This is a genomic window from uncultured Zhongshania sp. (assembly GCF_963975605.1).
GTDB classification, from domain to species: domain Bacteria; phylum Pseudomonadota; class Gammaproteobacteria; order Pseudomonadales; family Spongiibacteraceae; genus Spongiibacter; species Spongiibacter aquimaris.
Window position 1 is genome coordinate 46,760 of sequence record NZ_CAXBHN010000004.1, and the last position, 16,608, is coordinate 63,367.

The following is a 16,608-nucleotide window of genomic DNA, read 5'->3' on the forward strand; positions in this document are numbered from 1 at the left end:
GGCAGCTCTAACTAGAGCCACCCGCCAACTATTACAAGCCCTTACAAAAGCGTAAAAACTAGTAGCAAAATTTAATGCACATCTTTCCAATATTCACGGTTTAGCAAGTACGCGAATATAAAGAACAGCGTGATGAACAGCAGCACAAATACACCAATACGCTTACTTTTCGCTTGCGCAGGCTCACCCACGTAATCCAAGAAGTTAACCAGATCATAGATTACTTTATCATATTCAGCCGGGCTCAAAGCGCCTTCGGGAGAATAGGTAAATGATCCACACGGATTTAACGCCTTGCCGTCTTCATCGAACAATACATCGTCACCCGTTAATGGGTCGCGAAGTATACCACCATTGTGCGCGTGAACCGGACCTGGCGCGCAGTGCGGCATACCTTGCAATTCAACTAAAACATGCGGCATACCAACATCTTTAAAGACTTTGTTATTAACACCCCAAGGACGTGACGGATCTGAATGGAAAGTACGAAGATAGGTGTACAACCAATCAGTGCCGCGAGCTCGCGCAACCAAGGTCAGATCAGGAGGTGCTGCGCCAAACCACTTTTTTGCATCATCCGCCGCCATCGCATTGGTCATTAACGAGCCAATTTTTGCGTCTGCGTCAAACTTTAAGTTTTGCTCAAACAAATCAACGGGAATACCGAGATCATCTGCAGTGCGCTGATAACGACCGTATTCTAATGAATGACAGCCCATACAATAATTCATATAAGTCTTAGCGCCGCTTTGCAGCGACGCCTCGTCAGTCACATCAGTATCAATTTGATCGCAAGCCATGGTGCCACAGTTAAATGCAGACTCAGCACCAGCGGCTTTGAGAGGTAATACCGTCAGCACGATTACAACCAACAGCACCAACATACTCTTCCAAAAGCCCATACCGCTATCGGTAGTGCGGGTTGGCTCAGGCTTAGTCGCTTCCCACTTGGTCCAGAAAGGCATCAGAATGAAGAAGGCGAAATAAATAACCGAACAAATACGTGCCAGCAAAGTACGCGCTTCGGTTGGCGCTTTCACACCAAGCACACCCAAGATCAGGAATGAAGCAACAAAAATCAAGATTGCAGCTTTACTCACACGGCCTTTGTAGCGAATCGACTTCACAGGGCTGCGATCTAACCATGGCAACAAGAATAGAATCGCAACCGAGGCACCGAAGGCAATAAAGCCGAGTAACTTATCAGGAACCGCGCGCAATACCGAATAAAACGGTGTGAAGTACCAAACTGGCGCGATGTGATCTGGCGTTTTCAGACCATTAGCAATTTCAAAGTTCGCATACTCGATGAAATAACCACCCATTTCCGGGCCAAAGAAGATAATAGCTGCGAAGACGAACATGAATACCGCTATCGCCGTTAAATCATGCACGGTGTAATAGGGGTGGAAGGCAACGCCATCCAGAGGAATACCATTGGCATCCTTATTCTTCTTAATTTCAACGCCGTCTGGGTTGTTAGAACCCACTTCGTGCAAGGCAAGTAGATGCAATACAACCAACGCAATTAATACAATTGGCAGTGCAACAACATGAAGAGCAAAAAAGCGGTTCAAGGTAATACCCGATATCAGGTAGTCACCGCGAATCCACTGCACGATATCCTCACCGACAACAGGAATAGCACCGAACAAGGAAATGATAACCTGTGCACCCCAGTAGGACATTTGCCCCCATGGCAGCACGTATCCCACAAAGGCTTCAGCCATCAGCGCCAAGAAAATGAACATACCAAAAACCCAGATTAATTCCCGAGGTTTTTTGTACGAGCCATAAATTAAGCCGCGGAACATATGCAGATACACCACAACAAAAAACGCTGACGCGCCGGTGGAGTGCATGTAACGGATTATCCAGCCAAACTCGACATCCCGCATGATGTATTCAACAGAGCGAAATGCTTCTTCAGAGCTTGGTGTAAAGCTCATGGTCAACCAAACACCAGTCAGTAGCTGGTTTACCAGCACAACGAGAGAAAGGACACCAAAGAAATACCAGAAATTGAAGTTTTTCGGCGCATAGTATTTACCCATATGGGTATCCCACGCACGCATAATAGGTAGGCGGGCATCAACCCAGTCACGCAGACCCACTAACATTTTGATCATTACGCAGCCCCCTGATCAACACCGATAACAATCACATTGTCACCCTCGTAGGAATACGGAGGAATAACAAGGTTTTGAGACGCAGGCGAACCTTGGTAAACGCGTCCCGCCAAATCAAAACGTGAACCGTGACATGGGCAAAAGAAACCACCAAGCCATGCCTTACCGCCCAAATCGGGAACACCGACCTCAGGGTAATGCTTTGGCGCACAACCTAAGTGGGTACACAAACCAACAAGGACAAGATATTCCGGGCGAATAGCACGCGATGCTGAATCAACGTACTCTGGCTGCTCGGAACCCTCAGAGGCTGGATCTTTCATGTACTGATCAAGCTGCTTTAAGCCCGCAACTTGCTCCTCAGTACGACGCACCACATAAACGGGTTTACCGCGCCACTCGACAACAACCATCTGGCCCGGCTCCAGCTTACTGATATCAGCCTTTACCGGTGCACCAGCAGCCTTTGCTTTAGCGCTTGGATTCCAAGAACCCACGAAGGGTGTTGCTATACCGACTGCGCCTGCGGCACCCACAACGGATGTTGCAGCCGTCAGAAAGCGTCGACGCCCTGTATTTATGCCGTCATTGCTCATGACGATTCCCCCATAATATACGAAAACTCAGGCAGGCCCCGCCTCTCGAAACAGAGCCAAATCCAAAATTCCAAATGGGCCAAATAGTAATGAACTTGACCCTTACTGACAACATTAATGCGCAGCAAAGACCTATATCAGGCCCTTTGCTTGAGCAAAAAAAAACGCCCACATAAAAGCTCGTGGGCGTTTTCCGAGTGCCGTAGCGGCAATCTCCACAGACCAGATGGTCGTCGCGGTTAACGCTTGGAGAATTGCGGCTTCTTACGTGCTTTACGCAAACCGACTTTCTTACGCTCAACTTCGCGAGCATCGCGAGTTACGTATCCAGCTTTACGCAGACCGCTGCGCAAACCTTCGTCGTATTCCATAAGAGCACGAGTAATACCGTGACGAATCGCGCCAGCCTGGCCAAAACTACCACCACCGCTAACCGTTACAGTCACATCAAACTTTTCAGCCATTTCGACCAGCTCAAGCGGCTGACGAACGATCATACGCGCAACTTCACGACCAAAGTACTGGTCAAGAGTACGAGCATTAACTGAAATAGCACCTGTTCCTGCTTTCAGGAATACACGAGCTGAGGAGGTTTTACGGCGACCTGTACCGTAATACTGGGTGGCTGACATATTGCGCTTCCGTTAGATATTCAGTTCAACTGGCTGCTGAGCGGCATGGGGATGCTCAGTTCCAGCGTAGACTTTCAATTTTTTAAACATTGCACGACCCAGCGGATTCTTGGGTAACATACCCTTTACCGCACCCTGGATCACGCGCTCAGGGGCTTTATCAATCAACTTTTCGAAGCTTATAGACTTCAATCCACCTGGATAACCAGTGTGGTGATGATAGATCTTGCCAGTTGCTTTGTTGCCAGTAACGCGAATCTTCTCCGCATTAACAACAACGATATAATCGCCAGTATCAACATGAGGCGTGTATTCAGGCTTATGCTTACCGCGCAAACGATGCGCAATCTCACTGGCCAAACGACCCAATGTTTTTTCGGCGGCGTCTACTACGTACCAGTCGTGTATTACGTCACTGGGTTTTGCGCTTAAGGTTTTCATGTTTCTCGCCTATAGGGCCCGTACCGAACAAAGAGCGCGAATACTACATAAGCGCCAAGGGTTTTTCAAGTGGAATATTGATTTTGTAAGCCATAATTCTCAATGACCTATGGCCGGTGCTCGCAGGCCAGATATTCCTCTGATTGCATTTCAAGCAAGCGACTCTGAGTGCGCTCAAATTCGAAATCCAATCGACCGCCAGTATACAACTGCTCCAGCGGTGCAGCGGCGGATAATACCAGCTTAACGTTACGGTCGTAAAACTCATCTATCAAATTAATGAAACGACGCGCCTGATCATCCCTTCCAGCACCCATTTGCGGGACATTACTAATAAGTACCGCATGGAACACCCGCGCCAGCTCGATATAATCATACTGACTGCGCGGTCCATCACACAACTCTGAAAAATCAAACCACGCAACATCGTCAGCGACAAATAAGGCCTGAATCTGCCGCCCCTCGATATCAAGCAGCTGATCTGCACTGGCAGCCTCAGGCGCCAAGCGCTTAAAACTCAGGGCCAAACTTTGATCCGCAGCCTCACCCAATGGGTGATAATAGAGCTCGGCCTGTTCAAGCGCCCGCAGACGATAATCCACGCCACCATCGACGTTAACCACATCAACCCTATCTTTTATCAAGGCAATGGCGGGTAAGAACCGCGCCCGCTGCAAACCATCTTTGTACAAACCATCTGGAACAATATTTGACGTCGCAACAAGAACCACGCCGCGCGCGAAGAGCCGATCAAATAAGCCAGCCAGAATCATCGCATCGGTGATATCTGATACAAAGAACTCATCAAAACAAATCACCCTCGCCTCGTCGGCTATGCGATCAGCAACAATGACTAATGGGTTTTTCTCACCTGACAGGGATTTCAACTCGCGATGCACTCGCTGCATAAAGCGGTGAAAGTGCGCGCGCATTTTGTTTTCGAAAGGCAATGTATCGAAAAAAGTATCCATGAGATACGTCTTCCCTCGACCTACACCACCCCAAAAATACAGCCCGCGAATCGTCGGCGGAGGGGTATTTCGCCCTGATAGCTTGGCCCCTACACGAGCAAAAAAGCTGCTACCACGCTGCGAGGGCTGAGCGAGCAGATCATCATATAAGCGCTGCAAACACTGCACAGCATGTTCCTGAGCCGGATCATAAGAAAAATCGGCCTGCGTGAGATCGTGCTGATAACGCTGTATGGGAGTAGACATTCGTATAGCCTCTTTCAAGACGGGCGCAACTGTACCGAGCCACAACCCAATTGGCAATTTTTTATCCGGGAGTACTGAACCCCAGCCAACGAGGGGTTATACTGTAGCGAAGGAGTGACAACTACGTCGACTCATCGGAGGAACCTCTGTGCAAGACATCAATACATTAATCGCCGTCGCCATTATCTGCTTACTCATCGGCGCAGCGGTAGGCTATTTCATTGTTGGTCGAATGAGACCTGAACAACAAAACCGCGCAGCGTTAGAAAAGCAATTCAATGATATGCAGCGTCAACAGCAAGACTATCAACAAGAAGTCAGCCATCACTTTGACCGCACGGGTGAACTACTTAACGAGCTGGCCGAAAGCTATCGCAGTGTTCACAACCATATTGTGGAGGGCGCACAAAATCTTCACAGCACCGGCATCAGTCCTCTGCAGGCCATTCCTGAGGGCCGCCCAGTACTGGATAACAAGCCGAGCAAACTTGCCCCTGCAGCGCCACCACTAGATTACGCTCCACGGCAGCCCGGCAAAAAGGGTGCTCTACACGAAGAGTTCGGCATGGATTCAGAAAAGAAGCCCAAAGAACACCTTGAGCCGCCGGTCTCTCCGCACGCGTAATCTACACCACATCCAAATCACCATACTATTTCCGGCCTAAATGTTCTTAGGCCGGATTGTCGATATCTATAAATCGATGATACAGATCAAATTGGTCTGCCAGATTTTTCGCCACAGCCTGTATGCCATAGCGCTCGGTAGCGTGGTGCCCCGCCGCAATATAGTGAATACCCAGTTCCCGCGCGGCCAGTATTGTGGGCTCCGATACCTCGCCGCTTAGATACGCATCAACACCAGCGGCAAACGCCTTTTCAATATAAGACTGCGCACCGCCCGTACACCAAGCTATCGTTGAAATAGGTCGGTCATGACCTACCTCTAACAATGGCTTACGCCCCAGCACTAGCTCTACGTGTGCCGCAAACGCCTCTGCGCTCATTGGCGCAGAAAGGCGACCAACATTTCCCACCGACCGCGGGTTATTAGGCTCAAGTCCACCCTCGACATGAATACCTAGCCGCTTGGCCAACTGAGCGTTATTGCCCAGTACCGGATGGGCATCCAATGGCAGGTGATAGGCGATTAAACTGATATTGTTGGCGAGTAATAACGCGAGTCGATTTCGCTTCATACCGACAATACAGGGATCTTCGCCGCGCCAAAAATAACCATGATGGACCATGATGGCATCCGCCTTTTCTGCAATCGCGGCCTCAATTAGGGCCTGCGAAGCAGTGACGCCCGAGATGATACGACGAACGGTCTCACTGCCCGCCACCTGCAATCCATTCGGGCAGTAATCGCTAAATTGTGCTGGATCTAAAATGTTATCTGCCGCAGCAAGCAAATCACCAAGAGAAACCGCCATAAACCCTCACATTAATTCTGAAATGTCACATTTCGTGCTAGGCTAGCACCCCATAAAGACAAGCATCCAGTGCTTCCCCACTTAATCACCCAGCGAGGACCGACACTTGACACGGAACAGCCTGAAACCACTGATCTGGCCCACCATTTGCGGCATTTTACTCGGCCTATGCATACTCGCCTATCTACCCAGAGATCGCGACAAAGACTACGTTTACGCCGTTGAACACGCGGCACCGGCCGTTGCCAACATTTACACTACCAAAGTTGTAGAACAGCGCCACCCACTTGCCGACGACCCACTATTCAAACATTTTTTCAGCCGCAACGGCCGCGTAAAGCAGCAACTGGAACGCAGCCTAGGATCAGGCGTCATTGTCAGTGATGCGGGATATTTGCTTACGAATTACCATGTCATCAAAGGTGCCGACGAGATATTGGTGTTACTTCATGACGGCCGACAAGCACTAGCAAGCGTTATCGGCAGCGATGCCGACACCGACCTTGCCGTCCTAAAAATCGACTTAGACAACCTCACCAGTATAACCATTGGCGACCCATCAAAAATTCACGTCGGCAACATCGTGCTCGCCATCGGCAACCCATACGGCTTCGGCCAAACTGTAACCCAAGGCATTGTCAGCGCGACCGGTCGCTACGGATTAGGCCTTAGCCAGTTCGAAAATTTCATTCAAACTGACGCCGCAATCAACCCCGGCAACTCCGGTGGCGCGCTTATCGATACAAAAGGTCGATTACTCGGGATCAACACCGCGATTTACACCCAGAGTGGCGGATCAACTGGTATCGGCTTAGCCATTCCAACTGATTTAGCACTCCGTACCATGAGCGATCTCATTAGCTATGGTCGACCACTGCGGGGCTGGCTGGGCATTGAAGTTCAACCCGTTGGCGTGGGCACTAATGGCGTCATTATTACCGCGCTAGCAAACAGTGGCCCAGCAGAAAAAGCCGGTTTAAAAATTGGTGACATTCTCATTAATATAAACGGTGAACAAGTCGGCGACGGCCATGCGGGCATGAAACTCATCACCTACACTCGGCCCGGCGAAAGAGTGAGAATCGCTTTATTACGCGGCGAAGAAACAATCACAATCGAAACAGAAGTGGCTATGCGGCCTAATAGCTAGGCCGCAAATTACGCAGACGCCAGAAGCCGCTGCAGCGACTTGAACAACACCTCACTATCTTCGGGTCGACCTACGGTAATACGGAGATACTGCTCAATGCGCGGCATTTTAAAATGCCGAACAATCACACCGTCTTCTCGCAACCCCGCCGCCAACTCCGAGGCATCGCGACTCACATGCCGACAAAATACAAAATTGGCTGAAGACGGCAACACCTGAAAATCAAAAGACGCGAGACGAGTCACCATCGCCTCACGCTCAGACATCACCGCATGCCGGGTTTGCTGAAAATAGGACTCATCCGCAAACGATGCCGCAGCACCCAACTGAGCCAGACGATCTAATGGATAGGAATTAAAACTATTTTTAATCCGCTCCAATGCCTCAATTAGATCTGGATGGCCAACCGCAAAACCAACCCGCAAACCCGCTAATGAGCGCGACTTTGACAGCGTTTGCGTCACTAACAAATTAGGAAAGCGATCAACCAGGGAAATCGCAGAGTCACCGCCGAAATCAACATAAGCCTCGTCAATAACAACCACTGTTTCGTTGTTAACTGTCAGCAGCCGTTCAATTTCTGCCAGCGACAAGAAACACCCCGTCGGCGCATTCGGGTTCGGGAAAATAATCCCGCCATTAATACCTCGGTATTCCTCGATCTTAATCTGGAACTTGTCATCCAGCGGAATCACCTCGTACGGTATCTTATACAAACCGCAATACACGGGATAAAAACTGTACGTGATATCCGGAAACAGCAAGGGCTTGCCGTGCTGAAACAAGCCATGAAAAACATGCGCCAAGACTTCATCAGAACCGTTGCCGACAAATACCTGCTCTGTAGCAACACCGTGGTAATCCGCAATCGCCGTTTTTAGCACATCGCTATTCGGGTCGGGGTATAAGCGCAGCGCGGCAGTCGCCTCAGCCCTAATAACTTCAAGTACTTTTGGCGAAGGTCCATAGGGGTTTTCATTGGTATTGAGCTTGGTTAATTTACTTAACTTTGGCTGCTCCCCAGGAACATAGGGCACTAAATCTTTAACGAATGGACTCCAATACCTACTCATCACAATCACCTAATATGCGATATTCCGCGCTGCGGGCGTGGGCCTGCAAGGACTCCCCGCGCGCGAGTACCGAGGCAACTTTAGCCAATTCAGACGCACCCGCCGCGGAGCAAGCGATCAAGGATGAGCGCTTCTGGAAATCGTATACACCTAACGGCGATGAAAACCGCGCGGTGCCAGAGGTGGGTAACACGTGATTCGGTCCAGCGCAGTAATCCCCTAAGGCTTCTGGTGTATAACGCCCCATAAAGATAGCGCCAGCATGGCGTATTTTTGGCAGCCACTGCTCCGCATCGTCAACAGATAACTCTAGATGCTCTGGCGCTATTCGATTACTAATTGCAATCGCATCATCCATGTCGTTAACCAACACCAGCGCACCGCGACTCACCAAAGAGCTGCGAATAATATCCGCACGCTCAGACTCCGGCAGCAAACGACTGATACTCGCTTCAACCTGATTTAAAAAGTCGGCATCAGGACTCAACAATATCGATTGAGCATCTTCATCGTGTTCAGCCTGCGAAAAAAGATCCATCGCAATCCAATCAGGGTCGGTCTTACCGTCGCAGATGATTAGAATCTCAGAGGGACCTGCAATCATATCCAAGCCGACACTGCCAAACACTTGCCGCTTAGCGGTGGCGACATAAATATTGCCGGGGCCGACGATTTTATCAACTTTAGGAATCGTTTCTGAACCGTATGCCAGTGCCGCAATTGCCTGGGCGCCGCCGATGGTAAATACGCGATCAACACCCGCTATAGCCGCAGCGGCCAACACCATGTCATTAACAAAGCCTTTGGGGATCGGCGACACCATAATCAACTCGCCAACGCCAGCTACTTTAGCGGGTATAGCATTCATTAATACCGATGACGGATAAGTCGCCTTACCACCTGGTACGTATAAGCCAACGCGGTCTAAGGCGGTAATCTGCTGCCCCAACAGAGTGCCATCTGCTTCGCGATATGACCAAGACTCTTGGCGCTGATGCTGGTGATAGGTTTTTATTCGCTCCGCAGCCGTTTCTAGGGCCGCGCGAACATCCGCATTTATGTTTGCAAGGGCGGCGTGAATTCGACTCTGCGGGATTTCCAAATCTGCCGCTACGTTGGGTTCCCAGCTATCAAAACGCCTCGTGAACTCAAGGATCGCGGCATCGCCCTCGCCGCGAACTTTTGCAAGTACGTCTGCCACCGTTGCCACCACCGAGGGGTTCGACACCGACTCCCAATCCAGTAATGCCGTCAGCGCCGCATCAAAATCGAGGTCCGCACTACTCATACGCCTTATTAGAGTATCAGCCATTGCTGACAAGCTCCGCCGCGCTCTGCCGGGCTTCCACCGCAGCCGTTAACTTCGCGATAATATCTTGGATACTCTTATGCTTACGCTTCATCGCCGCCTTGTTCACGACAAGACGCGAACTCACATCGGCGATCATGTCACGCGGTTCCATACCGTTGGCCCGCAGGGTATTTCCCGTATCCACAATGTCGACAATTAAATCGGCTAAATCCATGAGGGGCGCCAATTCCATCGCACCGTAAAGCTTAATTAGCTCAACTTGAATTCCACGCTCTGCAAAGTGCCGGCGAGCGACATTCACAAACTTGGTGGCAACTCGCACACGACCATGTGGCAAGGACTCACCAACACGACCGGCAGTCATCAATTTACAACGAGCGATATTGAGATCTAAGGGCTCATACATATCGCCCGCACCGACCTCCAAGAGCATATCTTTACCCGCCACACCAATATCCGCCGACCCCAGCTTTACATAGGTCGGTACATCGGTGCCGCGAATAACAATCAAACGAATATGTGAATGGTTAGTCTCAAAAATCAGCTTGCGACTGCTGCTTATATCTTCGGCGGGCACGATGCCCGCCTCCGCCAACAATGGCAGAGTTTCTTTTAAGATACGCCCTTTGGTGAGCGCAATAGTAACCGGCTGATCCACAAATTAACTCCAGGTACCGTAAAGCATTTAATTGGCAACGCGACGAATAGTGGCCCCGAGCGCAAGAAATTTCTCTTCAATGCATTCATAGCCACGATCTATATGATAGATGCGATCCACAAGCGTATCCCCATCCGCAACCAAACCGGCAATTACAAGACTTGCCGACGCGCGCAAATCACTGGCCATAACTGGCGCCGCTTTCAAACGCTCGGTGCCGGTAATCATGGCGGTATTGCCTTCTATACTAATTTTAGCGCCCATTCGATTCATTTCATGGGTTTGAATTAGGCGGTTTTCAAATATGGTTTCAGTAACATGGGAAACCCCATCGGCAACCGCATTCATCGCGGTAAACTGCGCCTGCATATCTGTGGGAAAACCCGGGTACGGGACGGTCTTAATATTAACTGCTTTTGGCCGACGCCCTTCCATATCGAGGGTAATCCAATTTTCACCGGATTCAACTTTTGCACCCGCCTCAACGAGCTTTACCAATACTGCCTCTAGCGTTTCAGGCCCTATTCCGCGCAAGCGTATAGATCCCCGGGTCGCCGCCGCTGCCACCAAATACGTGCCGGCTTCAATGCGGTCAGGCATAACTGAATAGGTGCAGCCATGTAAACGCTCTACACCGTCAACAATTATTGTCGCACTACCGTGCCCACTGATCTTGGCTCCCATCGCGATAAGACAGTTTGCCAAATCAACGATTTCGGGCTCTCGCGCGGCATTTTCTAAAACCGTGCGCCCTTTCGCCAGTGCTGCGGCCATCAAGACATTTTCAGTGCCGCCAACAGTGACCATATCAAACAAGACATGGGCGCCGCGCAAACCACCTTCGGGTGCCGTTGCCGTAATATATCCGGCGTCGACATCAATTATCGCACCCATGGCCTCTAAACCACGCAAATGCTGATCAACCGGGCGGCTGCCGATAGCGCAACCACCAGGAAAAGAAACCCGAGCATGGCCAAAATGTGCCAACAAGGGCCCCAAGACTAAAATCGAGGCCCGCATGGTTTTCACCAACTCGTATGGGGCAGTCGTTTTGGTGGTTGTTGAACCATTAATTTCGACGCCGAGATTTTCATCGACAATCAATTCGGTTCCCATGCTGCGCAGTAGCGCAATCATGGTGGTAATGTCATGCAAATGCGGCAGATTGCGAATCATCACCGGTTCGCTAGACAATAATGTAGCCGCCAAAATAGGCAGCGCTGCATTTTTTGAACCGGAAACACGAATCTCGCCGGCCAACGGCCCGCCGCCGGTTATAAGCAACTTATCCATGAAATCTCCTGGAAATTCCGCTTAGCCTTAAGATTGGGCTTCGTCGGGGGTCAACGCTTTAATATTAATGGCGTGTAAAGAGCCATCCCGAATCCAATCATTGACTGCAGCATAGACAAGCTGCTGACGCTTTACCGCACGTAATCCGGCAAAGGCATCACTAACAACGCGCACGTCAAAATGGCTGCCATCACCATTCACGGCAACTTCACTACTGGGAAAATGCTCTAAAAGACGCTGTTCGATATGTTCTACTTGCATGCCCATCCCGCTCTTACCTACCACTACTTTGCACAAGCGCGGAATTGTACGCAATTGCGGAGAACATGGCGAGGCGAAACCCTAGTCAGGGCTCGCCTCGCCTATTAAAAGAAGGTTACTCTGCGGTTTTTTCCATCACCTCTTGCGGCGCAACCGTCCAGTTCGCAATAACCTTATCTATGTCGCCATTATATTGTTTAACTGCGGCGTTAAACTGATTTTGATAAATCCGACCTAAATTCAAGCCCTCAATAATCACGTTGCGCAATTTCCAGACACCATCTGAACCTTGGCGAAGCGTATAGACAACTTGATATGGCTTAGCGCGCTCACCGTAAATATCTTGGCGCACACCAACGCTACCTGACAAATCCACATCGTCGGCCAATGGCAACACTTCAATACGATTGCCATTAAAGCCAAGCAAGCCTTTTGAATACGTATTGATCAATCCGTCTTTAAAACTATCGGTAAACCGAATTACGCGCTCGCGAAACTGCGCACGCTCGGCTTCCGTTTTTAGGCTTTCGTAGTAACCACGACTGCCATATTTACCCATAATACCCCGCGCAAAACTTTGAAAGTCCACCACTTCGTCCATAATGCGCCGAACTTCATTGGTAAAGCGCTGCGGATCAGTGTCAATGTAACCACGCGCATCCTCAATCACTTTGACCAACTCTTGGGTAGTGTCTGCAACTACCTCATAGGGGCCTTTGTCGGCGGCAAAGCTCTGTGAAAACAGGCCAAACACCATAAATAATGCCACTACTATTTTTTTACACATACCATCCCCTTAATTTTTATCCGTGCTTCATTACCAATAAAATACGGGCAACTGCGAGCTAAGACCCCATTTTACGCCAATGACTCCCAATTCAGACCTTAGCTAAACCTGTTAATTTGTCACATTGGAAATTATCATACACAGGATTAGCGCCAGCTGAACGGGCGACGCAAACTACCTAAGGTATTCTGAGTGAGCAATAATTCTAGCTTTATTGGGTCAGCGCAACGCGTAATCACCATGGAGCGTGACGCCGTTAGTGTCTTAATTGACCGGATCGACGACTCGTTTGAACGCGCCTGCGATATTTTACTGGCATGCAAAGGCCGCGTGGTTGTCACCGGCATGGGCAAATCTGGGCACATCGGCAATAAAATTGCGGCGACCCTGGCCAGCACCGGCACCCCCGCTTTTTTTGTTCACCCCGGTGAAGCCAGTCACGGCGATTTAGGAATGATCACCGCTGGCGATGTGGTCATCGCCCTTTCTAATTCTGGGACCACTGCAGAACTCATCACTATTTTACCGCTGTTGAAACTGCTCGCTGTACCCGTCATTGCGTTAACAGGCAAACCAGACTCAGAACTGGCCACAACCGCGGATGTACACTTAAACGTAGGCGTTAGCGAAGAAGCATGTCCACTCAATCTTGCCCCCACATCCAGTACAACGGTAACGCTCGTAATGGGAGATGCTCTCGCGATTGCGCTTTTAGAGGCTCGCGGTTTCACGGCCAATGACTTTGCAATGTCTCACCCCGGTGGCGCACTGGGCAGACGACTACTGCTAAAAATCGACAGCATAATGCATACTGGCGCCGCCATACCCTCCGTTGAGTTAGGCTGCGCCTTAAGCAGCGCTCTACTGGAAATGAGCAGCAAAGGTTTGGGTATGACTGCAGTAGTAGATAAATCGGGCGCGCTGGCCGGCATATTTACAGACGGCGACTTACGCCGAGCTATTGATCGCGGCATAGATATACACAGCAGCCCAATTGATGACATTATGACTCGCAATTGCCGTACCATCCGCCCCGGCACGATGGCCGCAGAAGCGCTGCGTATTATGGAAGATAACAAAATTACTGTTCTGGTGGCCGTCGATAGCGAACACAAACCAGTCGGCGTTATCCATACTCACGACCTGCTAAAAGCAGGCGTCGCATAGAGAATATAGAAGCAATGCAGAGCGTTATCGAGAAAGCAAAACCCATCAAACTATTGGCGATGGACGTCGACGGGGTACTAACCGACGGCAGTCTTTATTTTGGCAACAGCGGCGAGGAAATAAAGGCCTTTAGCATCCTCGACGGTTTAGGAATAAAATTACTGCGCGATGCGGGTATCAAGCCGGCTATTATAACCGGTCGCAGCTCGGAGCTGCTTAAACGGCGCGCGGCAGAACTTAAAATTGAATTAATCTACCAGGGCCGCGAAGACAAACTCGTTGCCCTCGAAGAGCTGCGAAGCGACCTTGGACTTAGCTTCGAAGAAATTGCCTACGTCGGCGACGATTTGCCCGACCTCTCTGCTATTCGCCAGGCTGGTCTAGGTATTACCGTAGCCAACGGCCATTACTACGTTGCTCGTCACGCCGATTGGCAAACCAAAGCTGCGGGCGGCAATGGCGCGATAAGAGAAATATGCGAGCTCATTCTCAAGGCTCAAGGCAAGCTAAATGACGCCCTAGAGCAATACCTTTAAATATGAAAGGCTTTAACTTTTTCACACTACTTTCGGTGCTATCGGCAATAACCGCGCTAGCAGGGACAGTAGTGTATTTAACTCAATACAGCGAGAGCGGCAAGCTCAGTATTACAGAGCAATTTGAAGCCACGCCCGATGCCGACTCACACCTGACTAACGTCAATGGCATTAAATACAGCAGCAACGGCGATATAGCCTATCAATGGCGAGCAAATAGCGCCGAGCGCCTAATTTCCGACGGTTCAATCACCTTACAAAAGCCCTACTATATCGGTAATATCGCCGAGCAGCGCCCTTGGACCGCGAGCGCGCAGTCGGGACGACTTTCACAAAATGGCGAACAACTAACACTAGAAAATACCGTCATTGTGAAAGACCTAATTCGCCAGGCGGAAATTTCCACAGAAGCACTAAATATTAATCTTGAAAATAGTGAGGTAAGCACGTCACTGGCGCTTACGCTCAAATTACGCAACGGCAAAACAAACTCAATCGGCATGCAAGCCAGCCTGAAAGATGAGCGCGTTGAACTGCTAAACCAGGTAAAAGGTCGCTATGAGCCCTACTAAAGCCGCACTTGCTGCCGCGCTTTTCCTCGCTGTAAGCCAAATCGCAGTCAGCCTTCCCGATGATCGCAAAAAAGCGATCAACCTGAGCTCTGACCGCGCGATATACGAGAATAATCAGGGTATCTATATCGGCAATGTCAATATGAGCCAGGGCTCATTAAAAATTCGCGCTGACAAGCTCACTATCGTCGAGTCTGATCGCAAAGTAGAAAAGGTGATCGCCGAAGGCAGCCCCGCGTATTTTGAACAGCAACCGCGCGCAGAAGAAGGCGTGGTTATTGCCAGCGCGCAGCGTATTGAATACAGCTTGCAGCAAGAAGAAATACTGCTGCAAGGAAATGCTTCAATCACCCACCAGGGCTCCAAGATCTCGGGCGATAGAGTCGTCTACAGCGGCCGTAAGCAAATGGTAATAGCTGACGGCGGCAGCAATGAAAAAGACAATCGCGTCAAAATGACGCTACAACCCCAAGCGGCGCCAGATGACGCACCCGCTAGTGGCGATAACAAAGGCGCTGCCGAACCTAGCCCAAGCCCAGAAAGCAGCAACGCGGCGCCAACACCTGCCGCAGAGGGAACCCAATAACCATGCCTGTTTTACAAGCTAAGAACCTCGCCAAAGCCTACAAAGGCCGCGAAATTATTAAGGATGTGTCGCTGACGATTAGTAGCGGTGAAATCGTCGGCTTACTGGGCCCGAACGGCGCAGGCAAAACCACCTGTTTCTACATGATCGTGGGCATTGTCAACGCTGATCGCGGCAGTATTCAGCTCGATGACCGCGACCTCACTAAGCTGTCGATTCAAGGCCGCGCAAAACACGGTGTAGGTTATTTACCCCAGGAAGCGTCCATCTTTCGCAAACTTAGCGTGGCCGACAACATCATGGCCATTTTGGAAACCAGACGCGATCTAAATCGCAGTCAGCGCAAAGATAAGCTTGAGGCACTCCTGCAGGAGTTCCACATTACGCATATCCGCAAATCCCAGGGTATGGCGCTATCTGGCGGCGAGCGTCGACGGGTAGAAATTGCTCGCGCACTCGCCACCGAACCCAGCTTTATTTTACTGGATGAGCCTTTTGCTGGCGTCGATCCTATCTCCGTTAACGACATTCAAAATATTGTTAGACACCTGCAGGCACGGGGGATTGGGGTATTAATCACCGACCACAACGTCCGTGAAACCTTAGACATTTGCGATAAAGCCTACATTGTGGGAGAGGGCCGCATCGTCGCTGAAGGCAACGCCGAAACGGTGCTAAACAACCAGATCGTTCGCGATATTTACCTAGGTGACAAATTTACATTGTAAGTAATGTTCCTTACAAATGAATCGGCACAGGTATTGC

19 protein-coding genes are annotated in these 16,608 nt (G+C 50.2%); 7 read left to right on the forward strand and 12 right to left on the reverse strand.

Annotation, left to right across the window (positions count from 1 at the left end; all coding sequences use genetic code 11):
- Positions 1 to 71: 71 nt before the first annotated feature.
- The 5 genes from AAC007_RS05710 to zapE all read right to left on the reverse strand — a co-directional run bounded on the left by AAC007_RS05710 (position 72) and on the right by zapE (position 5,015).
- Positions 72 to 2,129 (reverse strand): ubiquinol-cytochrome c reductase, encoded by a 2,058-nt coding sequence (locus AAC007_RS05710; protein ID WP_295875988.1) that lies wholly within the window; start codon positions 2,127 to 2,129, stop codon positions 72 to 74.
- Positions 2,129 to 2,725 (reverse strand): ubiquinol-cytochrome c reductase iron-sulfur subunit, encoded by a 597-nt coding sequence (gene petA, locus AAC007_RS05715; RefSeq protein ID WP_295875991.1) that lies wholly within the window; start codon positions 2,723 to 2,725, stop codon positions 2,129 to 2,131. The genes AAC007_RS05710 and petA overlap by 1 nt, the downstream gene beginning before the upstream one ends.
- A gap of 239 nt (positions 2,726 to 2,964) precedes the next feature.
- Positions 2,965 to 3,357 carry a 30S ribosomal protein S9 gene (gene rpsI / locus AAC007_RS05720; RefSeq protein ID WP_159239103.1) on the reverse strand — a complete coding sequence of 131 codons (393 nt, stop codon included), beginning with the start codon at positions 3,355 to 3,357 and terminating at the stop codon, positions 2,965 to 2,967.
- A 12-nt stretch (positions 3,358 to 3,369) separates the two neighbouring features.
- Positions 3,370 to 3,798 carry a 50S ribosomal protein L13 gene (gene rplM, locus AAC007_RS05725; protein WP_219042442.1) on the reverse strand — a complete coding sequence of 143 codons (429 nt, stop codon included), beginning with the start codon at positions 3,796 to 3,798 and terminating at the stop codon, positions 3,370 to 3,372.
- A gap of 107 nt (positions 3,799 to 3,905) precedes the next feature.
- Positions 3,906 to 5,015 carry a cell division protein ZapE gene (gene zapE, locus AAC007_RS05730; RefSeq protein WP_295875997.1) on the reverse strand — a complete coding sequence of 370 codons (1,110 nt, stop codon included), beginning with the start codon at positions 5,013 to 5,015 and terminating at the stop codon, positions 3,906 to 3,908.
- 148 nt (positions 5,016 to 5,163) lie between these two features.
- Between zapE and AAC007_RS05735 the strand changes: the two genes are divergently transcribed.
- Positions 5,164 to 5,640, forward strand: a complete 477-nt coding sequence (locus AAC007_RS05735; protein ID WP_219042444.1) for a DUF1043 family protein — start codon at positions 5,164 to 5,166, stop codon at positions 5,638 to 5,640.
- A 46-nt stretch (positions 5,641 to 5,686) separates the two neighbouring features.
- On the opposite strand, the gene AAC007_RS05740 is transcribed toward AAC007_RS05735, so the two are convergent.
- On the reverse strand, positions 5,687 to 6,448 hold the full coding sequence (locus AAC007_RS05740) for a Nif3-like dinuclear metal center hexameric protein (RefSeq protein ID WP_339675183.1): 762 nt from the start codon (positions 6,446 to 6,448) through the stop codon (positions 5,687 to 5,689).
- A 106-nt stretch (positions 6,449 to 6,554) separates the two neighbouring features.
- Between AAC007_RS05740 and AAC007_RS05745 the strand changes: the two genes are divergently transcribed.
- Positions 6,555 to 7,598, forward strand: a complete 1,044-nt coding sequence (locus AAC007_RS05745; protein WP_295876004.1) for a trypsin-like peptidase domain-containing protein — start codon at positions 6,555 to 6,557, stop codon at positions 7,596 to 7,598.
- An 8-nt stretch (positions 7,599 to 7,606) separates the two neighbouring features.
- Here the strand turns inward: AAC007_RS05745 and hisC are convergent, their stop codons facing one another.
- The 6 genes from hisC to AAC007_RS05775 all read right to left on the reverse strand — a co-directional run bounded on the left by hisC (position 7,607) and on the right by AAC007_RS05775 (position 12,982).
- Entirely contained in the window at positions 7,607 to 8,671 is a 1,065-nt protein-coding gene (gene hisC / locus AAC007_RS05750) for a histidinol-phosphate transaminase (RefSeq protein WP_339675185.1), read from the reverse strand.
- Entirely contained in the window at positions 8,664 to 9,983 is a 1,320-nt protein-coding gene (hisD, locus tag AAC007_RS05755; protein WP_339675187.1) for a histidinol dehydrogenase, read from the reverse strand. The genes hisC and hisD overlap by 8 nt, the downstream gene beginning before the upstream one ends.
- Positions 9,976 to 10,641, reverse strand: coding sequence for an ATP phosphoribosyltransferase (hisG, locus tag AAC007_RS05760; RefSeq protein WP_339675188.1), 666 nt, complete (start codon positions 10,639 to 10,641; stop codon positions 9,976 to 9,978). The genes hisD and hisG overlap by 8 nt, the downstream gene beginning before the upstream one ends.
- Before the next feature lie 27 nt (positions 10,642 to 10,668).
- The gene (gene murA, locus AAC007_RS05765; RefSeq protein WP_339675190.1) at positions 10,669 to 11,934 is read right to left on the reverse strand and encodes a UDP-N-acetylglucosamine 1-carboxyvinyltransferase; all 1,266 of its coding nucleotides are present in this window, start codon (positions 11,932 to 11,934) and stop codon (positions 10,669 to 10,671) included.
- Between the two features lie 27 nt (positions 11,935 to 11,961).
- The gene (locus AAC007_RS05770) at positions 11,962 to 12,195 is read right to left on the reverse strand and encodes a BolA/IbaG family iron-sulfur metabolism protein (protein ID WP_295876017.1); all 234 of its coding nucleotides are present in this window, start codon (positions 12,193 to 12,195) and stop codon (positions 11,962 to 11,964) included.
- A 115-nt stretch (positions 12,196 to 12,310) separates the two neighbouring features.
- Positions 12,311 to 12,982 carry an ABC transporter substrate-binding protein gene (locus AAC007_RS05775; RefSeq protein ID WP_339675193.1) on the reverse strand — a complete coding sequence of 224 codons (672 nt, stop codon included), beginning with the start codon at positions 12,980 to 12,982 and terminating at the stop codon, positions 12,311 to 12,313.
- Between the two features lie 192 nt (positions 12,983 to 13,174).
- Here AAC007_RS05775 and AAC007_RS05780 point away from each other — a divergent pair, with 192 nt between their 5' ends.
- The 5 genes from AAC007_RS05780 (at position 13,175) to lptB (ending at position 16,571) form a co-directional block, all read left to right on the forward strand.
- The gene (locus AAC007_RS05780) at positions 13,175 to 14,149 is read left to right on the forward strand and encodes a KpsF/GutQ family sugar-phosphate isomerase (protein ID WP_295876022.1); all 975 of its coding nucleotides are present in this window, start codon (positions 13,175 to 13,177) and stop codon (positions 14,147 to 14,149) included.
- A 14-nt stretch (positions 14,150 to 14,163) separates the two neighbouring features.
- Positions 14,164 to 14,685, forward strand: a complete 522-nt coding sequence (locus AAC007_RS05785) for an HAD family hydrolase (RefSeq protein WP_295876025.1) — start codon at positions 14,164 to 14,166, stop codon at positions 14,683 to 14,685.
- Between the two features lie 71 nt (positions 14,686 to 14,756).
- The gene (gene lptC, locus AAC007_RS05790) at positions 14,757 to 15,257 is read left to right on the forward strand and encodes an LPS export ABC transporter periplasmic protein LptC (RefSeq protein ID WP_339675195.1); all 501 of its coding nucleotides are present in this window, start codon (positions 14,757 to 14,759) and stop codon (positions 15,255 to 15,257) included.
- The gene (lptA, locus tag AAC007_RS05795) at positions 15,244 to 15,843 is read left to right on the forward strand and encodes a lipopolysaccharide transport periplasmic protein LptA (RefSeq protein WP_339675197.1); all 600 of its coding nucleotides are present in this window, start codon (positions 15,244 to 15,246) and stop codon (positions 15,841 to 15,843) included. The genes lptC and lptA overlap by 14 nt, the downstream gene beginning before the upstream one ends.
- A 2-nt stretch (positions 15,844 to 15,845) precedes the next feature.
- A complete protein-coding gene (gene lptB / locus AAC007_RS05800; protein ID WP_295876033.1) occupies positions 15,846 to 16,571 on the forward strand; it encodes an LPS export ABC transporter ATP-binding protein in 726 nt (241 codons plus the stop codon).
- Positions 16,572 to 16,608 lie beyond the last annotated feature (37 nt).

Bases quoted from the DNA above. Each gene is read 5' to 3' on its own strand.
- AAC007_RS05710 (WP_295875988.1), bottom strand. From the start codon at position 2,129: ATGATCAAAATGTTAGTGGGTCTGCGTGACTGGGTTGATGCCCGCCTA.
- petA (WP_295875991.1), bottom strand. From the start codon at position 2,725: ATGAGCAATGACGGCATAAATACAGGGCGTCGACGCTTTCTGACGGCT.
- rpsI (WP_159239103.1), bottom strand. From the start codon at position 3,357: ATGTCAGCCACCCAGTATTACGGTACAGGTCGCCGTAAAACCTCCTCA.
- rplM (WP_219042442.1), bottom strand. From the start codon at position 3,798: ATGAAAACCTTAAGCGCAAAACCCAGTGACGTAATACACGACTGGTAC.
- zapE (WP_295875997.1), bottom strand. From the start codon at position 5,015: ATGTCTACTCCCATACAGCGTTATCAGCACGATCTCACGCAGGCCGAT.
- AAC007_RS05740 (WP_339675183.1), bottom strand. From the start codon at position 6,448: ATGGCGGTTTCTCTTGGTGATTTGCTTGCTGCGGCAGATAACATTTTA.
- hisC (WP_339675185.1), bottom strand. From the start codon at position 8,671: ATGAGTAGGTATTGGAGTCCATTCGTTAAAGATTTAGTGCCCTATGTT.
- hisD (WP_339675187.1), bottom strand. From the start codon at position 9,983: ATGGCTGATACTCTAATAAGGCGTATGAGTAGTGCGGACCTCGATTTT.
- murA (WP_339675190.1), bottom strand. From the start codon at position 11,934: ATGGATAAGTTGCTTATAACCGGCGGCGGGCCGTTGGCCGGCGAGATT.
- AAC007_RS05770 (WP_295876017.1), bottom strand. From the start codon at position 12,195: ATGCAAGTAGAACATATCGAACAGCGTCTTTTAGAGCATTTTCCCAGT.
- AAC007_RS05775 (WP_339675193.1), bottom strand. From the start codon at position 12,982: ATGTGTAAAAAAATAGTAGTGGCATTATTTATGGTGTTTGGCCTGTTT.
- AAC007_RS05785 (WP_295876025.1), top strand. From the start codon at position 14,164: ATGCAGAGCGTTATCGAGAAAGCAAAACCCATCAAACTATTGGCGATG.
- lptA (WP_339675197.1), top strand. From the start codon at position 15,244: ATGAGCCCTACTAAAGCCGCACTTGCTGCCGCGCTTTTCCTCGCTGTA.
- lptB (WP_295876033.1), top strand. From the start codon at position 15,846: ATGCCTGTTTTACAAGCTAAGAACCTCGCCAAAGCCTACAAAGGCCGC.